15 protein-coding genes are annotated in these 20654 nt (G+C 46.5%); 12 read left to right on the top strand and 3 right to left on the bottom strand.

Annotation, left to right across the window (positions count from 1 at the left end; translation table 11 throughout):
- Positions 1 to 707 precede the first annotated feature (707 nt).
- The 10 genes from J5A52_00240 to J5A52_00285 all read left to right on the top strand — a co-directional run bounded on the left by J5A52_00240 (position 708) and on the right by J5A52_00285 (position 16098).
- A complete protein-coding gene (locus J5A52_00240; GenBank protein QUB37539.1) occupies positions 708 to 1574 on the top strand; it encodes a replication-relaxation family protein in 867 nt (288 codons plus the stop codon).
- 475 nt (positions 1575 to 2049) lie between these two features.
- Positions 2050 to 3051, top strand: a complete 1002-nt coding sequence (locus tag J5A52_00245; protein ID QUB37540.1) for a hypothetical protein — start codon at positions 2050 to 2052, stop codon at positions 3049 to 3051.
- 431 nt (positions 3052 to 3482) lie between these two features.
- Positions 3483 to 6125 (top strand): hypothetical protein, encoded by a 2643-nt coding sequence (locus tag J5A52_00250; GenBank protein QUB37541.1) that lies wholly within the window; start codon positions 3483 to 3485, stop codon positions 6123 to 6125.
- Positions 6126 to 6150: 25 nt separating this feature from the next.
- Entirely contained in the window at positions 6151 to 7101 is a 951-nt protein-coding gene (locus J5A52_00255; protein QUB37542.1) for a PrgI family protein, read from the top strand.
- A 437-nt stretch (positions 7102 to 7538) separates the two neighbouring features.
- The gene (locus tag J5A52_00260; GenBank protein ID QUB37973.1) at positions 7539 to 7964 is read left to right on the top strand and encodes a hypothetical protein; all 426 of its coding nucleotides are present in this window, start codon (positions 7539 to 7541) and stop codon (positions 7962 to 7964) included.
- The gene (locus J5A52_00265; protein ID QUB37543.1) at positions 7961 to 9802 is read left to right on the top strand and encodes a DUF87 domain-containing protein; all 1842 of its coding nucleotides are present in this window, start codon (positions 7961 to 7963) and stop codon (positions 9800 to 9802) included. Before J5A52_00260 ends, J5A52_00265 begins: the two co-directional genes overlap by 4 nt.
- 23 nt (positions 9803 to 9825) lie before the next feature.
- Complete coding sequence (locus J5A52_00270; GenBank protein QUB37544.1) at positions 9826 to 12675, top strand: hypothetical protein; 2850 nt, start codon at positions 9826 to 9828, stop codon at positions 12673 to 12675.
- Between the two features lie 5 nt (positions 12676 to 12680).
- Complete coding sequence (locus J5A52_00275; protein QUB37545.1) at positions 12681 to 14681, top strand: glucosaminidase domain-containing protein; 2001 nt, start codon at positions 12681 to 12683, stop codon at positions 14679 to 14681.
- 5 nt (positions 14682 to 14686) lie between these two features.
- Positions 14687 to 15325 (top strand): hypothetical protein, encoded by a 639-nt coding sequence (locus J5A52_00280; GenBank protein ID QUB37546.1) that lies wholly within the window; start codon positions 14687 to 14689, stop codon positions 15323 to 15325.
- On the top strand, positions 15325 to 16098 hold the full coding sequence (locus J5A52_00285; protein ID QUB37547.1) for a hypothetical protein: 774 nt from the start codon (positions 15325 to 15327) through the stop codon (positions 16096 to 16098). The genes J5A52_00280 and J5A52_00285 overlap by 1 nt, the downstream gene beginning before the upstream one ends.
- Here the strand turns inward: J5A52_00285 and recF are convergent.
- From recF to dnaA, 3 genes are all read right to left on the bottom strand, one after another.
- A complete protein-coding gene (gene recF / locus J5A52_00290; protein QUB37548.1) occupies positions 16091 to 17095 on the bottom strand; it encodes a DNA replication and repair protein RecF in 1005 nt (334 codons plus the stop codon). The two genes, J5A52_00285 and recF, sit on opposite strands and share 8 nt — an antisense overlap.
- A gap of 1 nt (position 17096) precedes the next feature.
- Positions 17097 to 18197: a DNA polymerase III subunit beta gene (gene dnaN / locus J5A52_00295; GenBank protein ID QUB37549.1), complete on the bottom strand. Its 1101-nt coding sequence runs from the start codon at positions 18195 to 18197 to the stop codon at positions 17097 to 17099.
- A gap of 266 nt (positions 18198 to 18463) precedes the next feature.
- Entirely contained in the window at positions 18464 to 19831 is a 1368-nt protein-coding gene (dnaA, locus tag J5A52_00300) for a chromosomal replication initiator protein DnaA (GenBank protein ID QUB37550.1), read from the bottom strand.
- Between the two features lie 278 nt (positions 19832 to 20109).
- Between dnaA and rpmH the strand changes: the two genes are divergently transcribed.
- Both rpmH and rnpA read left to right on the top strand, forming a co-directional pair.
- Positions 20110 to 20247 (top strand): 50S ribosomal protein L34, encoded by a 138-nt coding sequence (gene rpmH, locus J5A52_00305; GenBank protein ID QUB37551.1) that lies wholly within the window; start codon positions 20110 to 20112, stop codon positions 20245 to 20247.
- A gap of 57 nt (positions 20248 to 20304) precedes the next feature.
- Positions 20305 to 20646: a ribonuclease P protein component gene (gene rnpA, locus J5A52_00310; GenBank protein QUB37552.1), complete on the top strand. Its 342-nt coding sequence runs from the start codon at positions 20305 to 20307 to the stop codon at positions 20644 to 20646.
- Positions 20647 to 20654 lie beyond the last annotated feature (8 nt).

Genomic DNA, 20654 nt, shown 5'->3' on the forward strand with positions numbered 1-20654 from the left:
AACTATAGAACTATAGAACTATAGAACTATAGAACTATAGAACTATAGAACTATAGAACTATAGAACTATAGAACTATAGAGAATATCATTAAAGAGCTATAGAGAGTTAGGAGTATAGGAGCATAGGAGTTGTTAAAGAACTACTTATAGAGAGGTAGAGAGAGGTAGAGAGAGGTAGAGAGAGGTAGAGAGAGGTAGAGAGAGGTAGAGAGAGGTAGAGAGAGGTAGAGAGAGGTAGAGAGAGGTAGAGAGAGGTAGAGAGAGGTAGAGAGAGGTAGAGAGAGGTAGAGAGAGGTAGAGAGAGGTAGAGAGAGGTAGAGAGAGGTAGAGAGAGGTAGAGAGAGGTAGAGAGAGGTAGAGAGAGGTAGAGAGAGGTAGAGAGAGGTAGAGAGAGGTAGAGAGAGGTAGAGAGAGGTAGAGAGAGGTAGAGAGAGGTAGAGAGAGGTAGAGAGAGGTAGAGAGAGGTAGAGAGAGGTAGAGAGAATTAAGTAAAGAGAGTTTAGGAAGATTAGTATAAATAATAATGGAAGTAAGCAAACAGGCAGGCAGACGAAGTAAATTAAGTAAATTAAATTAAGTTAAGTTTTAAGGTAAATTAAGTTAGCTAGTAAATGGATAGACGAATGGATGGATGAATGAATGATGAATGGATGATAGATAGACGAATGGATGAGTAAGCAGATGGATAAGCAGGTAGATAAGCATTATGAATAAACGTTTAGCAGCACTTAAGAAAGGGCAGATAGATATACTTGAGGTGTTGTATGAGTGTAGGTTTTGCAGTTGCAGGTTATTGGCAGATAGGCTTGGTATTACGTCGGGCTCAAGTTTGCATGAAAAGTTGAATGTACTAATGAAGCATGGGTTTGTAGATAGGCGGTATGATAAGAGCTTTAGATTGCGGGGTATGCCAGCAGCGTATTATGTAACGCCAAAAGGGCTTAGACAGCTGCAGCTAATTCATGGCAGAGAACGCGTTACCGACGCTATCGTTAAAGCGGGCTACCGGGATAGGGTTGTTAGCCAGGCGTTTGTTAATCATACGGTTAGAGTATGCGCATATATCAATCAATTGCAGCATAGGTATCCGTTACTAGAAGTATTATTGCGGCGCGAAATGATGCTCTGTAGCTATGTTCCAGCTAATCCGCCTGATGCTTTCTTATTGCTTAGAGTAGGCGATGGGATACGGCAGTTTGGAATACGGAGATTCTTCCTTGATGTTGTATCTAAAGATATGTTGCCTAGTACTATCAACCGCCGTATAGCAGGCTATATGGACTTTTTTGATAATGGCGGCTGGGATGAAATGAATAGCGAATTGCCAAAGCTTCTATTGCTACTGGAGGATACAGCCATGAAGAGGCGCCTAGAGCGTGCTGCCCGCGCTGTACGGAGACGGTTTGACTTAGATGATGAAATAGAGATATACGTTGCAATGGCTGAGGATTTGCTAAATGGAGATACTGCTGCTATTTGGTTGAGTATTGATGAGACTAGCGAGCCTGATGGTTCTGGCGGTTCTGGCGGTTCTGGCGAGCTTCTTTCTTTGGAGGGGATTGGAGGGCGGTGAGAGAGTGGATAGGGTGGGTTGGTTGGAGTGGATTAGCTAAAGTTAGCTGATTAGAGTTAGTTGGTAAAGCTAGTTAGCTAGAGTGAATTGATTAGAGTGAGATAATTAGAGTAGGTGTATGCAGATGAGCTGTGATGGTTGGAGTTGGATCCGGGGGTTGCAAGGGTTGTTATACGAGGGTTTATTGCGGGTGTTGTAGAGGAGGGAAGAGGTGAGGTTAGAGTTAGTTAGTTGTAATGAATTGACTAAAGTGAGTGTATGCGTAGATCAACCGTGCGAGGGTGGTAGGTTAAGCTATGGGGGTTGTGGGGGTTATTATATGGGAGTTTATTGCGGGTGTTGGGGGAGCGGGGGCTAAATGTACCGGATGATATTGACTTTTGCAAAAAAGTGGTTTATAGATATAATTGTATCAGATTACACGGTACAGTTATTATCATAGACCACTAATCTCACGGGAGGAGATTGAAGCTTTATGAGAGATCAAGGTGACCTGCTTGCTACAGAAGCAGAAAAGGGGCGGGGGATATCACGAAGAAATATGATAGGGGCGGGCGCTTTGACAGGCGCTATTTTATTATTATCTGCCTGCGGTTCAAATGAAAGCCCCGTTCTTGACCCGACAGCAACAGTGCCCGAAGCGGACAACAACTCCAGCCCAAGCGCCAATGAAACTGAAGCACAAAACAAAATAAATTTACCAAAATTCGATGATACAAACTATTTCAAAAACGTGTTAACGTTAGAACAGCAGAAAAAAATCTACGACTACAACCGAATGTCCGCTCAAGAATTTTCTAAACTTAGTCTAGCAGAGCGCGGTATCATTGCTGATGCGCTATACAAAACATACATCAAAGATATTGAGGGCTATGTCTTAGAAGCCTCAGGTAAGGATACGCTCAACTATCCGTGGGATCCTTTTTTTGTTACTGATGAATCAACTAACGATCCTCCAAAGCCAGTGTATGGTGTGGACTATGACTCTTTCCCAGTAAGAAGTCTTTTGCGAGAAGTGAGGTATCGTACATCTGCGCAAATAACTATGGCAATGCTGATGAATCGCGACGCAAAAGATATAGCCTCAAAGGATATGGCAGAGAAACTTATTATAGCAACCTGCAGCGATCCATCAAGTAAAACATGTCAGAGCTACTTGCAAGAAATGAAAGCACTTTCAGGTGAAGATAAGACTGACCAGAAAATATTCTATAAATATCTACCCTATTCGTCTTACCATGGCGCAAGCAACCCTAGAGTAAGCAAGACAGGTATTTACGAAATAATGGGATTGTTTGCATTTCGAGAGCAGTGTCATACGCAAGATTTGCCCGAGTTATATCCACCACTTGAGTATGTATATCAGTCAACTCCAGTAAAGCAGATTGACGAAAAAACTACAGACGGATGGTTTATAGCTTGCGACTACAATAAAGAAGGCAAAACCCTTGACTATCATCCAAGTCCTTGCGTCTAACTAAATGGATTTAATATATAAAAGCTAGCGTTTAGCTAGCTTTTATATATTAATGTTGCTACAATTAAACTATGCGGAAGTGTAGGGTGTTTCTAGTTTTAGCATCGATAATCGTGTTACTGCCTTTTGTACTTCACATTAAAACTGCTTACGCAGAGGGTCTTCCGGGAATATTTATTCCGCCAGGAACAAAAGAAAAAGCTACAAGAGAACAATATAGGACAATCTTAAGAACCTGTTTTTCGAATGTATTTGATTCGTACAAAAAGTATAAAGAAAGCGCTTTCAATGCTGACTACCCTTTTTCTCATGCAGTGATAGAAGATAGCCCTACACCTATACCCATCAGGTTTGCTGTTGGAACCACTGGAATCAGCGGTGAAGATGGTTACTATAATTGCACGCAGTTAAGTCGAGACCAAGCAATAAATATGTTTAACACGATAGAATTCAAAGGGAGAACGATTCGAGAGATATACTGCAACATGAGCGGAGTCGTCGTATCCCCAGATAAAAGAGACGAGGAGTGCAGTAAAGAAACGGGAGATCTAACGCTTAACCTGAAAAAAATTCGCGACGCCATCAACAGCAAGCCGGGAATATCAAAAGAAACGAAATACTATATAGCATATCAACTAATTAGTCAGCAATGCGAAGCTACTAATAAAGGTATCCTTGGGAAAGATATTCTTGCAGGTAATTTAGGAGAAAATGACTATCGAATAGTTGTAGCCCTAGATCCGAGAGACGGTAAGGAGTCTGAGACGTATGTTTTCACTTTAGGAGACAAGGATCACGACATTGTACTATGGAACAAAGAAGTAGAGACTATCGATAAGAATACGGATTATATCAATGTAACGTCTTGTAAAGCGCTAATATCACAACGGATGGTAGGGACTGGCGATGATCTCGTAAATCCTTACTTACAATATGTGAAAGAGCATCTACCAGGTTCAACCGGTGTCGCCGGTACATGTGACGAACGATACGATCCTGAAAAGAACAAGGAGGAGAACGCAGCTTGCGTTGATGGCTTCAACAACAAGGGAGTAGACGGATATTGTGACAAGACCTATCCTTACGATCTTCTGAAGGGTTCTCCGGGCTCAAGTACTTCCGCCACGTCTCCAGATAAGTTAAATAAAGCCTGCCATTACGGAGCTGAGACTGCTACCTCAGCCACAGGAAAGACCCAAGGAGAGCAGTTGCAACCTGACGGCGAGGGACAGAAAACCTGCGCTATAGATGGTATCGGCTGGCTCGTTTGTCCTGTTGTAACATTCCTTGCTCAAGTATCAGACACAGTGAAAGATAATATTGATGAATATCTCGTATTCAACCCGTCCGAGCTAACTAAACGCGACGACGGAAGCGTTTATAGCTATTGGGCTACTATGCGCAACTACGCAAACGTTCTATTTGTCATCGCATTCATTATCATCATTTACTCGCAAATTTCTGGTATGGGGCTTAGCACTTACGGCATAAAACGTATGCTGCCCAGGCTTGTCGTTGGAGCGCTTCTCGTCAATGTATCATTCTACTTATGCGCAGCCATGGTAGACCTATCGAACGCTATCGGGGCGAGCGCGTATAACTTCATATCATCTGGCACGAGTGCCGGCTCTGGTGGAGCCAGCCCAAGCAGCTCCGCATCTGGTGATGCTTGGTGGGCCACTACAGCCACTACACTATTAGTAGGCGGAGCTGTCCTGTTTTTTGCACTTGGCGCGTTCATAGCCGGGCTCATAACTGTGCTTATGATCGCTCTCACGACACTGCTACTATTAGGTGTACGCCAAGCTATTATTATATTCGCGATCATTATATCGCCGCTCGCGTTCGTCGCATGGCTATTGCCAAATACCGAGAGCCTGTTCAAAAAATGGTGGCAAACATTCAAGACTATGCTGTTTGTCTACCCTATCATAGGCATAATATACGGCGCTAGCACGCTTGCATCAAATATTATTAGAAATCAGTATGGCGGCACAGATGGATCGTCAGTTGCAATGCAAATCGTCGCCGCGGTTCTTATGTTTGTACCACTTCTGCTTGTGCCAAAAGTACTGAACACTGCCATGAGCATCGGCAATATCGCCGCAATAACAGGCGGGATTATTAAGGGTAAAGCAGGCGGCTTTCTTGGCGGCGCGGCAAAAGCAAAGGTTGGTAAACCTGGCAGTAGATTTGGTAATTACAGAAAGATGAAAAAGGAGCGGCGAAATGCCCAAATACGGGCGGGAGTGTACGAAGGTAAGCACCCAATACGTAGACTTAGGTCAGGAGCAAATAGGATATTTAATCAGAGCAGGATAAGCGGTGGCTACGGTGATATGCGTGCTGCAGAAGGAACGAAAGAGGCGGCTCATCAAGATCACGAGCGAATGGAGATGGCGGAAGCGCGTATAAATAACATGAAAGTTGACGGCGCATATCTCAACCAACAGCAGCTAATGGAAGCAGCGACCACCGGTAAGGTTGGCGACACAAAACTCAGTTCCTACGAACAAAGGGCTGCCATAAAGAAAGCTGCAGCGATGGGCACAAGCAAGGACGCACTTGAACTTGCTGAGTCGTCCACCAATCCAGAAATGGACGCAACCGTTCGAAAGGAAATCGCTGATGCGCTTGCGCAATCTGGCGCAGGCGAACGTAGCCCATATCTAGGCGGAGCAGCTCTTGCGGACATACAAGCGGGAACGTTCAATAAAGACGACGCCATAAGGAAAGCAGCTGCAAAAGGTAAGATTACCGCTGAATCTCTATCAAAAGCAGACGAGTTCTCAGCGGGACAGATTGCTCAATCACTAAGCGCAGCGGCGCAATCTGATGAATATAAAAATAATATGACCGCAAAAGCTGGAGAAAACGAAATTGTAGATGCCGTTCGAAACGCCAAAGCTGCCGCACGCGGTCTTAAGAACTCAGACAAGCTAATGGCTAATGTGAGGGGAAATCGTGCCTTAGAGGCGCAGATTCATAACATTTCAAAGCTCGGAGTAAACTCGCAACATCCTAGAACATCATCTTCAGCACCTCCACCTCCACCTCCACCTCCTAGACCATAAATGAAAATAAGAAGGTTAACTAAATATGGCTCAATACAAAGTCGCACAAGATGTCGAAGCCGAAGACAAGCTCCTCGGTCCATTCAGCTTTCGCCAATTTATTTACTTAATTATCGTTGCAGTCGCCTGCGCGCTAGCATGGGGGCTAGCGCGCATATTTGTCGCGCTTGCAATCATACCACTGCCAGTTATACTATTCTTCGGTGCTCTCGCTTTACCGTTACGCAAAGATCAGCCAATGGAAATCTACATGGCAGCGCTTGTATCGTTTTACTTAAAGCCGCGCAAACGTATATGGATTCCAGACGGTAGGGGGTCACTTATCCAGATCACTGCGCCGAAAGTTGAAGAGGTTAACCGCACAAAAGATTTGGCACAGGAAGAAGTTAGACAGCGCTTTTCGTATTTAGCGGACATTGCCGACACGGGGGGTTGGTCTATTCGCCATGTCACACCACAGCCGCAAGCACAAATCAATAGCGCGATGGAACCTGATCAATATTTCGCCGCACAGCAAACTGAAGATCCACTCGGTGACGACGGCAGCGTCGCACACAATTTCGACACGCTAATATCCGATGCCGACGTGACGCGAAGACAATACATGGTAGAGCAGATGCGCCAAGCAGCCACGCTTTCAACCGGACAGCAAACCGCCATACCACCGCAGCTTACAAATAATCAATCGTCCGTACCGCCACGTTATAGTCCATACCCGACGATTCATCAATCAGTCGTTCAGCCACTAGGCAATCAGACGCCAGGAGTACAACCAGCACCGGTTACGCAGCAAGCATCCAGCGCCCCAACCACCCCTACGCCAACAGCTACTAGCGCCGAACCAGTCTCAGATGATATAATTGGACTTGCAAACAATAGCGGTTTGTCGATTCAAACAATTCAGCAAGAAGCAAATCGTATTCGACAGAAAGAACAAGAAGCCGATAACGGCGAGGTGTTCATTTCGCTGCATTAGAGTAATTGAAAGGAGTGGGTGTGCCGCCGAGCAATCAGGTCAATCCGTCGCAGACACCGCCAGCTACATCAGGCGGCACTGTTGGTGCTGCGCCAGCGCAAGCAGCCGCGACGCCAAATCAGGCAGCCCAAAAGACAAAAACTCAGCAAAATGTAGCCTCAACGCAAAATAGCCTGCTGCTTTCTGAGTTGCGTGATAGCATGGTCGTTATGTCTGATGGTACATTCCGCGCTATCGTTGCCTGCAAGTCCATCAACTTTGACCTCATGAGCGAACGTGAACGAGGCGGCGTCGAGACAAACTACCAGGATTTTTTGAATGCCCTCCGGTTTCCAATTCAAATTTTAGTACGATCGCAAAGAGTTGATATTGGTCCGTACCTTGATAAACTTGAACTCCTGCGGCGCGATCAAGACAACATGCTGCTTGGCGTATTGATGGACGACTATATCAACTTTATTGATTTATTATCGCAGGAAGCAAATATTATGGACAAGAGCTTCTTTGTCGTAATTCCATATTATCCCGCAGGCGAGATCACAAATGTTGTTGAACAAAGTAAAGGCTTCTTTAACTCAATATTTGGCGGTAACAAAAAGAATACCATCACGAAGATCGACAAAGACACCTACGAAAAGGCGAAAGACGAGATCAGGAATCGCGTTGAATCAGTTGTGCACGGATTGACACAAATTGGCGTGCGCGCAACGCAGCTCAACACGAAGCAAATCGGCGAATTGTACTACAACATATATAATCCCGATACAGCAGTACGTGAGCCGCTTGGTAATTTTGAGGACGTGACATCGCTATACATACGAAAAGGCGAAGGAAACGCGCCAACGTTAGGAGCCCGGCAATGAGCGCAAAAAAGATGGATCCTATTGACATTGCTACACAGCAGCGCGCCCGCGAGCAAGCTGAAGTTGAACAAGCGTTCCTTAAGGGTATGACAACACTGCGCGACCTGATCGCGCCAAGCAGCTTAGAGATCCATTCAAGTTATTTCCGTATCGGGACAAAATACGGACGGACGATGTATGTGTACGGCTACCCGCGCACGCTTTATACAGGATGGTTATCGCCGCTCATCAACATTGACCAAGTGATTGACGTTAGTATGTTTGTGTATCCGGTTGATACAGCAGTTGTGTTAAATAATCTGCGCAAGAAAGTGACGCAGCTTGAGGCCGATATGTCGATCAACGCCGAAAAAGGTCGCACGCGCGACCCGGCAAAAGAAGCAGCCCTTGCCGACGCTGAAGAGCTGCGCGACCAGTTACAGATTGGAAGCGAACGATTCTTCCGTTATGGACTCTACGTGACAATCTACGCTGACAGTATTGACGAGCTGAGCTTCATACAAAATGAAATTGAATCAATGTTCGGACAAATGCTCGTTTATAGTAAAACAGCATCAAGCCAGCAGGAGCAAGGACTCAATAGTACAGTACCGCAGATGAGCGATCAGCTACAAATTCGCCGCAATATGAATACAGGCGCTGTTAGTACAAGCTTTCCATTTACAAGCGCCGATCTTACGCAGGATAACGGTATTTTGTACGGGATCAATATGCATAACAGCGGACTAGTTATTTTCGACCGCTATAGCCTAGAGAACGCCAACATGGTCGTATTCGCGAAATCTGGTGCCGGTAAGTCATTCACGGTCAAGCTAGAAGCCTTGCGCAGTATGATGGTCGGCGCAGACGTACTCATCATTGACCCGGAGAATGAGTATCAAAAATTGAGCGATGCTGTCGGCGGCAGCTATATTCGACTAAGCCTTAGTAGCGATACGCGCATTAATCCGTTTGATCTACCTCGCGTAATAGATAGCGATGAGGCCGACGACGCCTTACGCGCGAATCTTGTAACCTTGCATGGGCTATTACGCCTGATGCTCGGCGGCGCGTCAGCGAACAACGCCGGCGTCGGCTTAAGTCCGTCCGAAGAGGCCGATCTTGATCAAGGACTAATTGACACGTACGCCCGCGCCGGCATCACCAGCGACCCGCTCACGCACACCGCCACGCCACCGACAATGAGCAACCTATACGACGTATTGCTTCATATGGGAGGCACTGGGCCGCAGCTTGCACAGCGCCTACGCAAATACACAAGCGGAACGTTCGCCGGCATCTTCAGCCAACAGAGTAATATTGATATTAACAACAACATGGTCGTGTTTAATATCCGCGACCTAGAAGACGAGCTACGCCCAGTGGCAATGTATATCGTTTTGAGCCATATCTGGAATATCGTACGTACGCAGCAAAAAAAGCGCATGCTTATCGTAGATGAGGCGTGGCAACTCATGAAGTATGACGATTCTGCAAACTTTATGTTTAGCTTAGCAAAACGCGCCCGTAAGTATTACCTCGGACTAACGACAATTACACAGGACGTTGAAGACTTTATGGGTAGCAAAATGGGACGCGCAATTGTAGCAAACTCCAGCATGCAGTTACTATTAAAACAATCGCCAAGTGCCGTTGACGTGCTTGGCGACGTCTTCAAACTCACCGAAGAAGAACGGCGACGTCTATCTGGTTTCCCCGTTGGGCAAGGGCTGTTCTTCGCTGGGCAGAATCATATTCATATTCAGATTGTCGCAAGCGACACCGAGCAGAGACTGATCACTACAAATCCTCAGGCGCTCCTGCAGCAACAACGATTACAACAAGATTCGGAAAGTTAATGTAAAACAGGTATACTATACATATGGCACAACAAGCGCTTGAGAGACCAGATGCTGACGAACGAAGCAGGATTGATCGTGACTACGATCGCAGGTTTAATGCAGCAGTCGAAGGCAACGCTCGTCCTGACGCACACGATCAAGACACTCAAGGCACAAATAACACTGCAAATAATTTAAATAACCAGGAGAACAGTAGCGCAGCGCCAGATTACGATAAATCTATTGCCGACCGCGAAAAAGACAACTCTGGTGGCACATGGAAAAACAACGTATCGGAAAAAGAAGAAGGCGGCAATAAGCGCTATGGCGGTAAAAAAAAGTCGCAGTTTGGACTAAAAGGGTTCGCAAAACGATTTGGACCAACCGGTATTATCGGAACACTACTTATCGGCGGTATTAGCGGACTTACATTCACAACAGGCCCAGCGTCACTGCTCATAAATTTAAAGGAAAATTTCGTACAGAACCATGACCAACAGAGCGTAACAGGAGAAGTTCGTGGTCGCAAGCTTTTAAATAAACGGCTCGCAAGCAAAACAACGAGCGGTCTTTGTAAGATTAAGCTTGCCTGCCGGTATCAAAAACCCTCCGACCGCCTCTTAAAAAGGCTTAATGCCGAAGGCATAAAAGCGCTTGACGCCAACGGCGCCGAAATTGAAAAACAAGGCTTTTTGAGCGGTAAGACTCGTCCCGCTCAATTCCAGCTAAAGGATGGCAAGAAAGTGGCGGCGTCTGAATTTATGCAAGCGCTTAGAGACGACCCTGAATTTCGGCGAGCATTTCGGCGAGCACATAGTCCGCGCTGGATGAATTGGTTCGACGATGTCGCTATAAAGTTTCTAAAAAAGCACGGTATAGCCAAAAATATTCCGGACGGCATAAAAAACGCAAAGAAACCGGACGAATTAGACAAAGCAAAAGAGAAAGCACTCACAACAGCAGGTAAGGATAAAGACGGCGTTGAAAAGGTTGTGCAAGAGGCCACTGACGATTTCGCTAAAAAAGAAACAAAGAAAGCAAAAAAACGAGCAGGCGGAGATCTTGTCTTGTTAGGGGCACAAGGCGCCTGCCTCATGTCAAAAGCGCCTATCCTTATCAATAAAGTTGTTCGGGTATTTAGGATTGCTCAGCTTGCAACAATCGCTTTCGCAGTTTTGTCCGCAGCAGACAGGATAAAAGAGGGGGTTGCGACAGATACAGAAGTTAGCAATGTTGCATCATTATTAACACAAACATACGAGAAGTCCGATAAAACGAAAATATTATCAGCTATGGATTCGGATGCGATGAAGTACGGCCTTGGACTCGGTACGGGTGGAAGTGATTCAAAGTATCTGCCGACAGTAGGTGAATCTTTCGCTGAATATACAAAAATCGTATCAAGCGGTCTTGTAAAGGGGGTATGTTCGGCTCTTGGAAGCTCCGAAGCGCAGGCAGCTATTGATGCCTTTAGAGCTGCAAAATCCGGCAGCCTTGCCGGGTTTGCAGCGACGGTTGCTGAGTACATCTTAGACCAAAGCGGATTACTCGACATTCTCTTCACGCAAATCGTATCCGGCGCTATAAAATTATTTACCGACAACATCGACTGGAAAAAGCTACTAGAATACTTTTTAGGTAATTTTGCAGCCCTAGCGAAAGGCGTTGATCTCGGCGATGTCGTTGCTATCGGCGCAATCCTAAATTTTGGAAATCTTGCCAATACTGGCGGCAACCTTCCTCTTACTCCGGCGCAAAAAACCGCATTCGACGAGCAAATTAAAAATCCGGTAAAGCTTGCCTGGGCGCAGGAAGATCGCCTCACGCACAGCCCATTTGACGCATCAAATCCCAATACCTTCCTTGGCTCAATCGTCACGCAGTTTTTGCCGTATCAGTCGTCAATCTCAAATCCAATTAAAACGATATCGTCAATTGCCTCAATATCAACCTCAGCGTTAGGGCGGTTCTTAATGCCAGCATCGCATGCCGCAAAGATAGAAGGCAATATGTGCAAAGCTGATTATCTTGTTTCGCAATCAGGAGTCTCATCCGGCCCATTGTGTGATGTCCAATATGGCATTCCCGCCGAGTACATGGGCATTGACCCCGACGATGTTGTCAACGAACTGCACGACTCAGGCGATTTAGATGACGAGGGCAGCCCTAAGTCTGACAGTGACCTTCAGGAATGGATAGACAGCTGCAACGCAGACGGCGACACGGCATCGTTGTCCGAATGTACGGTAAGCTCCAGGAAAGAAGCGCTATACGGGCTCTACCAAATTGACAAGCGTCAAGCCGACGGTATGGACAATGATCCTCCATCATCCGCAAGCGGCTCAATATCACCAAGCACATCGCTACCTACCGACAATAACGCGCAAGAGCTGGCTAAGCAGATCCTTGCCAACCCAAACATTACCTTCGCACCCGGCATGGACTACGAACCGCAACAACAAATGCAAGACACTGCAGACGGCAAAGAAGCAAAACCCGTAGCCCTACAGCCACGCCTATTGCAGCTCATCGTAGCGCTTGGTAAAAATCATAAGTTCTCAATAACAGCACTTGGACGTGATGACTCGGCGGGTTACAGTGGCTGCTCTCGGGATCCTTTTAGCGTGCACTGTATTGGAGAAGCAGTAGATATCATATCGATAGACGGTGGCGCGACAACAGGAGGCGACCCAGAGTCTGTTAAGCTCCTGCAAGAGATTATAGACAATAAGCTATTGCCTCCGGCGGCAGGTATTGGTCAGTCGGGGTGCGGAGACAGAGCCGACATGAATAACAAGCTTGAAGCCGCTGGTTATAAGCCTCATGGAGATGGGTGTGATCATCTACACCTAGCGTTGCGTAGAGACAACAGAAAACCGAAAACGTGGTAAAAGACATGAAGAACTATCTTACGACACTCACACTATGGATACTAGCAGGAGTACTTGTCATATCAACGCCAGCCTCCGCCCTGCTAACAATTGATAAGCAAGGCAATGACATCTATTTTTCTGATGACAACACCTGCAGTGAAGGCTCAAGCAGTGTAGACTTATCGGTTATTTCACCAGGTAGCGGCGAACCAAACGGCATGACATACCCAAACCTTGATGCTGCAAAAATGGCGGCGGCGATTGAGAAATTTGTCAAAGACCATGCTCCCGATGGCACGCCAGACCAAGACATCCCACTGCACGGAACAGGCGCTGTTGCTGTTAGGAGTGCAAAAAAAGCAAACATGAGTCCATTTTTAGCGTATGCCCACGCGGTCGTCGAATCAAGTATGGGCTTCACTACCGTACCAGGCGCTCAGGTAAAAATACACGAGGGACACAACCTATTTGGGCGCTCAGCTACAGATAGCCAACCGCATGTACGGGAAGGCGGCCGCAACTGGTACAAATGGAGTTCTTTCAAAGCAAGCCTTGATAGCGAAGCCGAGGAAAACAAGGGGAGATCAAGCGGCGACTGGTACTCGTACGACCGCGATGTATTTTCAGATGAGATTGACAAGGGCATGTCCGCTTACGCCCATCGATACGCACCCCCAGACGATGGAAATGACACCGCTGCATACATAAGGAACATGCAAGGGTACTTAAACGAGATGGCCGAAAGTGCCGGCGGTAGTATATCAACCAGCGGGCTAGAGACAACAGGTTCAGGATCGGGCTCTGATTGCTGCGCCAAACCGACAGCAGGCGGAGCAGTCGTACAGATGCTTAGCGATAACGCCGAAACAGCACTCGGACACCTGATGAGCGTTGGCGAAGGACAAAAGCTAACAATTGCGCAGGCTGCAGGTATTGTCGGAAACCTCCAGACAGAATCGACAGTAAATCTTGATCCTAAGGCAACAAACGGAACTCACACTGGCATCGCTCAATGGGATAACGAGATTCGTTATAAGAACATGACCGAGTTTGCGAAGGCTATAAACGGTGAACCAAGCGAATTCACTGTGCAGCTCCGCTATCTGGTATGGGATCTAACCCTAACTAATGAGTGGTCTGAGCATAAGGGTGGATTTGGAGAAGCCCTAAAAGCCGTTCAAGCCACCTCTGATCCAGAAGAGGCCGCGGTAGCCTTTGAAAAAACTTACGAAAATAGCGGAGGGCAAGGTCTTAAAAGTAGAAAAGAGAATGCTCGTGCTCTTTATGATAAATACAAAGATAATCCTTCGCTTGCGTCATCAAAAAGCTCAAAGGTAAAAGGAACAACTGCCTCATGTTCAGGTGCAGCTGGTGATGCCGGTAAACTACAAGAACTGACGCTTAAATATGCATGGCCAGAAAGAGGTCATGGAACTAACAAAAAGCCCGACTACGCAACTGCCATCGAAAAAGCTGAATCCGAAGGAAGATTTGTTGGCGCTTGTAGCGGTGTTGACTGCGGCGGTTTTGTGACAACACTTATATACGACAGTGGCTTTGATACAGCGTATAATTATGGCGCACGAGGAGGGGCTGGGGCGCTAGCCGTTGGAGTGATTCCCAGAACATTCCGCGGCACAGATCTTCAAAGAGACTGGGCAAAAACAAACTGGCAAACACTCGGCACAGCAAATGGCACTTACGAACCAGACGGCAGCAAATTTACTGACGATAAGTTACAGCCCGGAGATGTCGCATTTTCAGACGGGCACACCTGGCTCTACGTTGGCGAGATTAAGGATTTTAGCAGCAAATACGCATCAGCATCACAGTGTGAAAGAGCACCAGTCGCAGGCGGCGAAGGATTTGACTATAATTCAGCACTCTGGTTTCGCAAAAAAGGAGGGTCTTCTAGTTCTAGCTCAAGCTCTAGTTCATCAGGATCATCAGGCTCATCTGCAAAACCAAGTACAGGAGGAAGCTCGTCAGGAACAACAGGAAGAATGCGAGCATTAGTGGAGTAATTAGAATGATCAATAGAAAACGCAGTATCCAAATCGTTATAGCAATTGTTCTACTGGCTACTATAGGTAGCATAGCCTACAATATTTACCTTTCATTTGAGCGCGCCGGTAAAATAGCCGTCACACTTGTCACTGCACCGACCGACGCTACCACGACATTCACAAATACTGCTACTAAAAAAGTAACGAAGAGCAACAGCGGTACCGTGTATATTGAGCCAGGTGTATACGATATATCAGTAGAGAAGAAGGATTTTAGCTCATACAAGAAAACGCAAGATATAGCTAAAAATAATACGATCATCGCCGAGCTGTCACCGAGAACCAAAGAAGCGGCAGATTGGGTAGATAAACACCGAGACCAGTATACTAAACTTGAAACATTCGCCGGTAAAAAATCGCTTGAATACAATAAATCAGTCACCGATAAATATCCGCTCATTGGCATCCTGCCGCTTAAAGACCCCTATTATTCAATCGGGCACTACAAAAAAGAGAATGGCGAACCAGTCGTTGTCATTACAACGGAATCGCCGCAATACCGCTATGCTGCCACGCGGCGAATCACAAGCATGGGGTATAAATTAAGCGATTACCGCATTGAATACAAAGATTTTCAAAATCCGCTGAAGGAGAAAAAGTAATGGGGGACTTGCCATTCACGCGCAAACAATTGGTTATGATCAGCGGCGGCTTTGGTATCGTCATTGTATTGATGGGTATCTGGGCATATTTCGCAACACACCAATATTTAACAATCGCTTACGATGCTTCAATATATAAAAGTGTTGTGTTATATCAGGGAACTGAGTCATCAAGCGAAAAAACAATCGCGCCAACCAAAACAGTCGTCGAGAAAAAAATTGAATCTGGCAAAACCTATCATTTGTCGAAAGGAAGTTATTACCTAATTGCGTCAGGCGACGGCGTCAATGCAAACATGCAAGGAATTTTATTAAAAGACAGAATAACACGCACACTTGACTATGAACTGTCAGATAAACGGCTCGCCGAGCTATCAAAGAGCGAAAAAAGTAATATTGACAGTGCCATTCACACGCACAATGGCAGTATTAGCACTATCTATAACATTGCCAGTGAAACAGTCACTGAAAAAAGCGATTGGGCAATTGCCGCACTCGTATTTAAGGGCTCAGCGGCTGACTTAAACCGCGACACCCAAAAAGTCGTATTACAAAAAAAGAATAACCGTTGGCAGGTCGCCTGCGCAATTCAGATTTCAATCAGCAAATACGAGTGCCCGCAAGCACCGCAGGCCGTGCTTGAACGTGCCGACACAATTGATATCCGCACGCAGACACCGCTCATGCCAGGCTATACAATTTATGAAAGTCGCGACCTTGAAGGAGCAGACGTTGACACAGATGAGCCAACCCCTAGGCGTACCACTAAATAACATTCACTGTGCTTGTCATCACCACCTGATTTGTCTTAAACTCAGCGAGTAGCGCATGCTGGCGCTGTTCGTCAAGCTCACCAAACACATCATCAAGGAGTATAATTGGCGACATACCAGACTGCTGCTCAATATATTCCGCTTCAATAAACTTCATCGCCAGTACAATCGTCCGGCATTCACCGCGTGATGCCGCCTGTGCTGCCGGTACGCGATTAAAGATGATATGAATATCATGTCGGTGCGGACCAACGCTTGTAGCGCCTGCTACGCGGTCGTAATCAAATTTTTCCTCATACTGACGCAGAAGCTGTTGCAACGTCACTGCATCATTATGCGAATATGTGATTGACACCGAATCGTCATTATGTGCAATCTGCCGATATAGTGCAGTAATACGTTCATGAAATATCGCCGCAACCGCTTGGCGCTTTGCAATAATTGCCGCACCATAATCGCTCAACAGCACATTCCACGGAAATAGCGCATCGCGCGTCACGCTAGGATCTTTCAATAGCTTGTTTCGTTGCTGCAAAGCACGCTCATACCGACTAAGCTGGCTGCTGTAATGCGGGTCATATTGCTGGATCAGCGTATCAACAAGCTGGCGGCGGCGCTGCGGCGAGCCGTTAATAATCCGTAGGTCTTCCGGCTCAAACAATACGATTGGATACTTTAGTTTATAGGGCAAGCGCGCGTATTTTTTATCGTCAATGACAAACTGGCGGGTCTTACGAGTGCCGACCGTACCATACTGGACGCGATAGGTAAATGTATCAGTTTCAAGCACAATACGGTAAAAATCCGTCCCGTAGCGGCATACCGCCAGGTCGCTGCCACGGAACGATTTGCCGCGCAATGCGATATAGATTGCTTCAATGAGCGACGTTTTACCGCTGCCATTTGCACCCGTTATCAGCGTCGGGTTTGTTACAAAATCAAGCGTCTTCGTATCGTGTACGCGGATATTTTGGACTGTTAGCCGAGTAATGCGCATACTAGCTCTTAAGTGGCATAATGATATGGGTGTAATTTGGCGCTTCTTCGGCAGCGGTTAGCACGCATGGCGACAACTTACCGCTAAATCGAAACTGGACAGAATCTCCATCAATCACGTTGAGCGCGTCAGCGATGTAGCGCGAATTTAGCGTGATGTTGCCATCGCCTGCCACCTCGGCGCTCGCCGTGCTTGTATTTTCGCCAAGTTCGCTTGCAATTGAATGAATACTAAGCTGCTGCTTTTCGCTGTCAATTGTCACAGTAACGCTCCCGCCGGAATCGCGTGCGAATAGGCTAGCAACCTTTACAATGCGCGAAAATTCGCCGCTCGCAAGCGTTGCAGTTACGTCAGATGTTTTTGGAATAAGCTGCTGGTAATTCGGGTAGCTGCCTTCAATCAGCCGACTCGTAATTTCTGCTTCGCCGACACGAAATCGCACCTGCGTATCGTCAAACAGCACTTCAACCGACTCAGTTGCATCTGAAATCGTACGTAATACTTCCTGTAAACTCGTTGTTGGCACGATTGCCGCAATCTCACTTGTTGTTTCAAATAAGCGGCGCTGCGCTAAACGATACCCGTCTGTACCCGCCAGATATAGCTGTCCGCCATCAGTGTGCCAATATACGCCAGTTAGCACTGGCCGCGACGTATCATTGCTTGTCGTAATGATCGTTTGGCTAATCGCCTGCTTGAAGTCAGCTTCGGCAATAGTATACGTAACGGCCTGCTTTTCATCAATTGATGGCAGCTCGGGAAACTCCGTTGCATCAACGCCTGTCATGATTGACGAATAGTTACCAGATGAGATCGTCATTGACGTTCCTTTACTTGATAATTCAATCGTACCTTTTGGCAAGCTGCCAACGTAATCGCTAACGAGCCGGGCAGGCAAGGTAATATCGCCTTGCCTCACAACTTTTGCGCCAACATAGCACGTCGCCGCAATTTCAAGATTTGTTGCTGCTACTAATAGCCGTGTGCCATCGGTACGCAACAAAATGTTACTAAGAATCGGTAAGCCTGTTCGATTGCTTGCAACGCGGCCAACAATCGACAATGCACGTGCGAAATTTTCTTGTGTGACTGAGAGTTCCATAATACTATCCTTTTATTGTTATTAATTGATGGTGATATATAGTAGGCTCTGTGGAAATAGTGGAAAAAGTGCTCATTTCTAGAGGTCGTTCGGGCGTAGTATGTAGGGGAAACTCGGTGCGGATAATGCGAAGAATCCAGTGGATAATGAGGGTATTTATCCACGCAGCGCTTCTCGCTGCACTCATGCGAAGCAGAGCGGGGGATAGTCGAACACATGTTTTACTCACAGGTATTCGCTGATAATTCACTTGTTTTCCACACGCATTAGGCATACAACTTCTCCCGAATTTCAACGACTTGCTCGCGGATCAAGAAATCAAGTTTAATTGCCCGCTCAATTTTGTCGACCGAATGAATTGCAGTAGTATGATCTTTGCGTCCGAGCTCTTGGGCGATGCGCGGAAAACTCATATGCAATTCGCTGCGGAGTAGGTACATCGCAATTTGCCGCGGTACGACGATGTGCTTATCGCGCTTGCTTGAACACATTTCTTTGCTGTCAATTTGGAAGTGGCGTGCTGTCTTGTCGATAATCTGCCGGGCAGTGAGATGCTGCGGACGGCTTTGGCGGACATTACCGAGCAGCCCTTCGGCGGTAGCTGTGTCGGGCGGTACGCCGCGCATCTCGGCGTAGGCGAGTAGCTGGTTGAGCGCGCCTTCAAGTTCTCGTACATTCGTTTTAATATTTTGCGCTAGATATTCAATTGTTCCGCGTTCTAGTTGAATACCGGATAACGCCGCCTTTGTTTCAATGATAACGCAGCGCGTTTCAAAATCAGGCATCTGAATATCAATTGCCATACCCCATTCAAATCGGCTGCGTAAACGCTCGGTAAGCGTCGGAATGCTACGCGGAGGCTTGTCGCTGCTGATGATAATTTGTCTGTTTGCCTGATGAAGCGTATTAAATGTATGAAAAAACTCTTCCTGAGTTTTTTCCCTGCCAGCAATAAACTGAATATCGTCGACAATTAAGACATCCATCTTGCGGTATTTATCGGAAAAGCCGGCTTTCTTGAATCGAACCGCCTCTAAGAACTCTTTCATGAAGGTCTCGGTACTGATGTAAGCAACTTTCATGTTCGGGTCATTCTTGATGATTTCGTTACCGACCGCTTGAATTAAGTGTGTTTTACCTAAGCCGACGCCGCCGTAAATAAAGAGCGGGTTGTACTTTGTACCGGGGGAGACGGCTGCTGCTTGGCAGGCGGTGTAGGCGAGGTCGTTACACGAGCCGACAACAAAGGTTTCGAAGGTGTAGCGCGGGTTAAGCGTTTCATGAGCATGCGAGGCTTTGCCACGTATTGACGAAGGCGTAGCAACGAGTTCACGCAAACGATTATTTTTCGCGGTGTCGTGTGTCGTTTCGCGGCTCAGTATTTTCTTCTTTTCTTTCTTTACTTTATACTCGATTGTTGGTGCGGTTAAATTGTTATGTGCAAGCACTTCGCGGATCTGTTTGTCGAACCTTTTCTCAAGTTGTGTTTTGCAAAAAACATTCATAACGCCGATAGTAACAACCTTGTCGTTGTACTCAAGCAATTCAGTGTCTTTAAACCATATTTTAAAGCTTGCATGCGGCACCGACAGCTCCAGCTCGCCGAGCACGCTTTGCCATAATGAATCTCTCATATAACCAGTAATCTACCCTCTCTGCCGTCGCTCCACATATGTACTTCATCATAGCGAAAAAAATAGTTTTCCACAACTGGTTATGCTATACAAAATAGGCGTGTATACAAGCGGATAGATATAGAGGTGATATTTATCCACATTTTACAATTACCTCTGTAAAGTTGTGGATAACTATACGAAAAATGTGGATAAGAATCAATAGCTGTGCGATATTCTCGACAACAAAGCAAGCCTATATTGAACTGAGCGATAACTTTTGCTATAATACTAGTAATATGCCAAAGCGAACATATCAACCACACACTCGCCACCGCGCGAAAACGCACGGTTATCGTGCACGCCGGGCGACTAAAGCTGGACGCGCCGTACTCAAGCGCCGCCAGGCGAAAGGTCGCGCTCGGATTGCGCTCTAAGAGGATAATAACGCCGCTAGCAAAGAAGCGGCGTTATTATTGCTATAATACGTCAGTATGCTTGCAGTAACTTATCGATTCCACGGACATGGCAGCCTTGGTTATCTTTATCGTAACGGGAGAGCAATTCGTTCGCGTTGCTTGACGGTAAAATACATCGCTAATCCGCGCCGAAAATATCCGCGGTTTGCGGTAGTAGTGAGTAAAAAGATATATAAATCGGCTGTTCGGCGCAACCGAATCCGTCGCCGCGTGTACGAATGCATTCGCCGGGAATTGCCAAATTTATCAAACGCTGGCGATCTAGCGGTGATTGTTACAAACGCCGAAGTATTGACGATGCCTGCCGCTGAGCTTGATTCGCTTGTTGTGCAGCTGCTGCACCAGGCATGTTCTTAATCTGGGGG

The organism is TM7 phylum sp. oral taxon 349 (genome assembly GCA_018127705.1).
Taxonomy (GTDB): Bacteria; Patescibacteriota; Saccharimonadia; order Saccharimonadales; family Saccharimonadaceae; genus Saccharimonas.

Excerpts from the sequence above, each read along its gene's own strand:
- dnaA (QUB37550.1), bottom strand. The coding sequence starts at position 19,831 with ATGAGAGATTCATTATGGCAAAGCGTGCTCGGCGAGCTGGAGCTGTCG.
- J5A52_00250 (QUB37541.1), top strand. The coding sequence starts at position 3,483 with ATGTTTAACACGATAGAATTCAAAGGGAGAACGATTCGAGAGATATAC.
- J5A52_00275 (QUB37545.1), top strand. The coding sequence starts at position 12,681 with ATGAAGAACTATCTTACGACACTCACACTATGGATACTAGCAGGAGTA.
- J5A52_00260 (QUB37973.1), top strand. The coding sequence starts at position 7,539 with ATGGACGACTATATCAACTTTATTGATTTATTATCGCAGGAAGCAAAT.
- rpmH (QUB37551.1), top strand. The coding sequence starts at position 20,110 with ATGCCAAAGCGAACATATCAACCACACACTCGCCACCGCGCGAAAACG.
- J5A52_00285 (QUB37547.1), top strand. The coding sequence starts at position 15,325 with ATGGGGGACTTGCCATTCACGCGCAAACAATTGGTTATGATCAGCGGC.
- recF (QUB37548.1), bottom strand. The coding sequence starts at position 17,095 with ATGCGCATTACTCGGCTAACAGTCCAAAATATCCGCGTACACGATACG.
- J5A52_00280 (QUB37546.1), top strand. The coding sequence starts at position 14,687 with ATGATCAATAGAAAACGCAGTATCCAAATCGTTATAGCAATTGTTCTA.
- J5A52_00265 (QUB37543.1), top strand. The coding sequence starts at position 7,961 with ATGAGCGCAAAAAAGATGGATCCTATTGACATTGCTACACAGCAGCGC.
- J5A52_00240 (QUB37539.1), top strand. The coding sequence starts at position 708 with ATGAATAAACGTTTAGCAGCACTTAAGAAAGGGCAGATAGATATACTT.
- J5A52_00270 (QUB37544.1), top strand. The coding sequence starts at position 9,826 with ATGGCACAACAAGCGCTTGAGAGACCAGATGCTGACGAACGAAGCAGG.
- J5A52_00245 (QUB37540.1), top strand. The coding sequence starts at position 2,050 with ATGAGAGATCAAGGTGACCTGCTTGCTACAGAAGCAGAAAAGGGGCGG.
- J5A52_00255 (QUB37542.1), top strand. The coding sequence starts at position 6,151 with ATGGCTCAATACAAAGTCGCACAAGATGTCGAAGCCGAAGACAAGCTC.
- rnpA (QUB37552.1), top strand. The coding sequence starts at position 20,305 with ATGCTTGCAGTAACTTATCGATTCCACGGACATGGCAGCCTTGGTTAT.
- dnaN (QUB37549.1), bottom strand. The coding sequence starts at position 18,197 with ATGGAACTCTCAGTCACACAAGAAAATTTCGCACGTGCATTGTCGATT.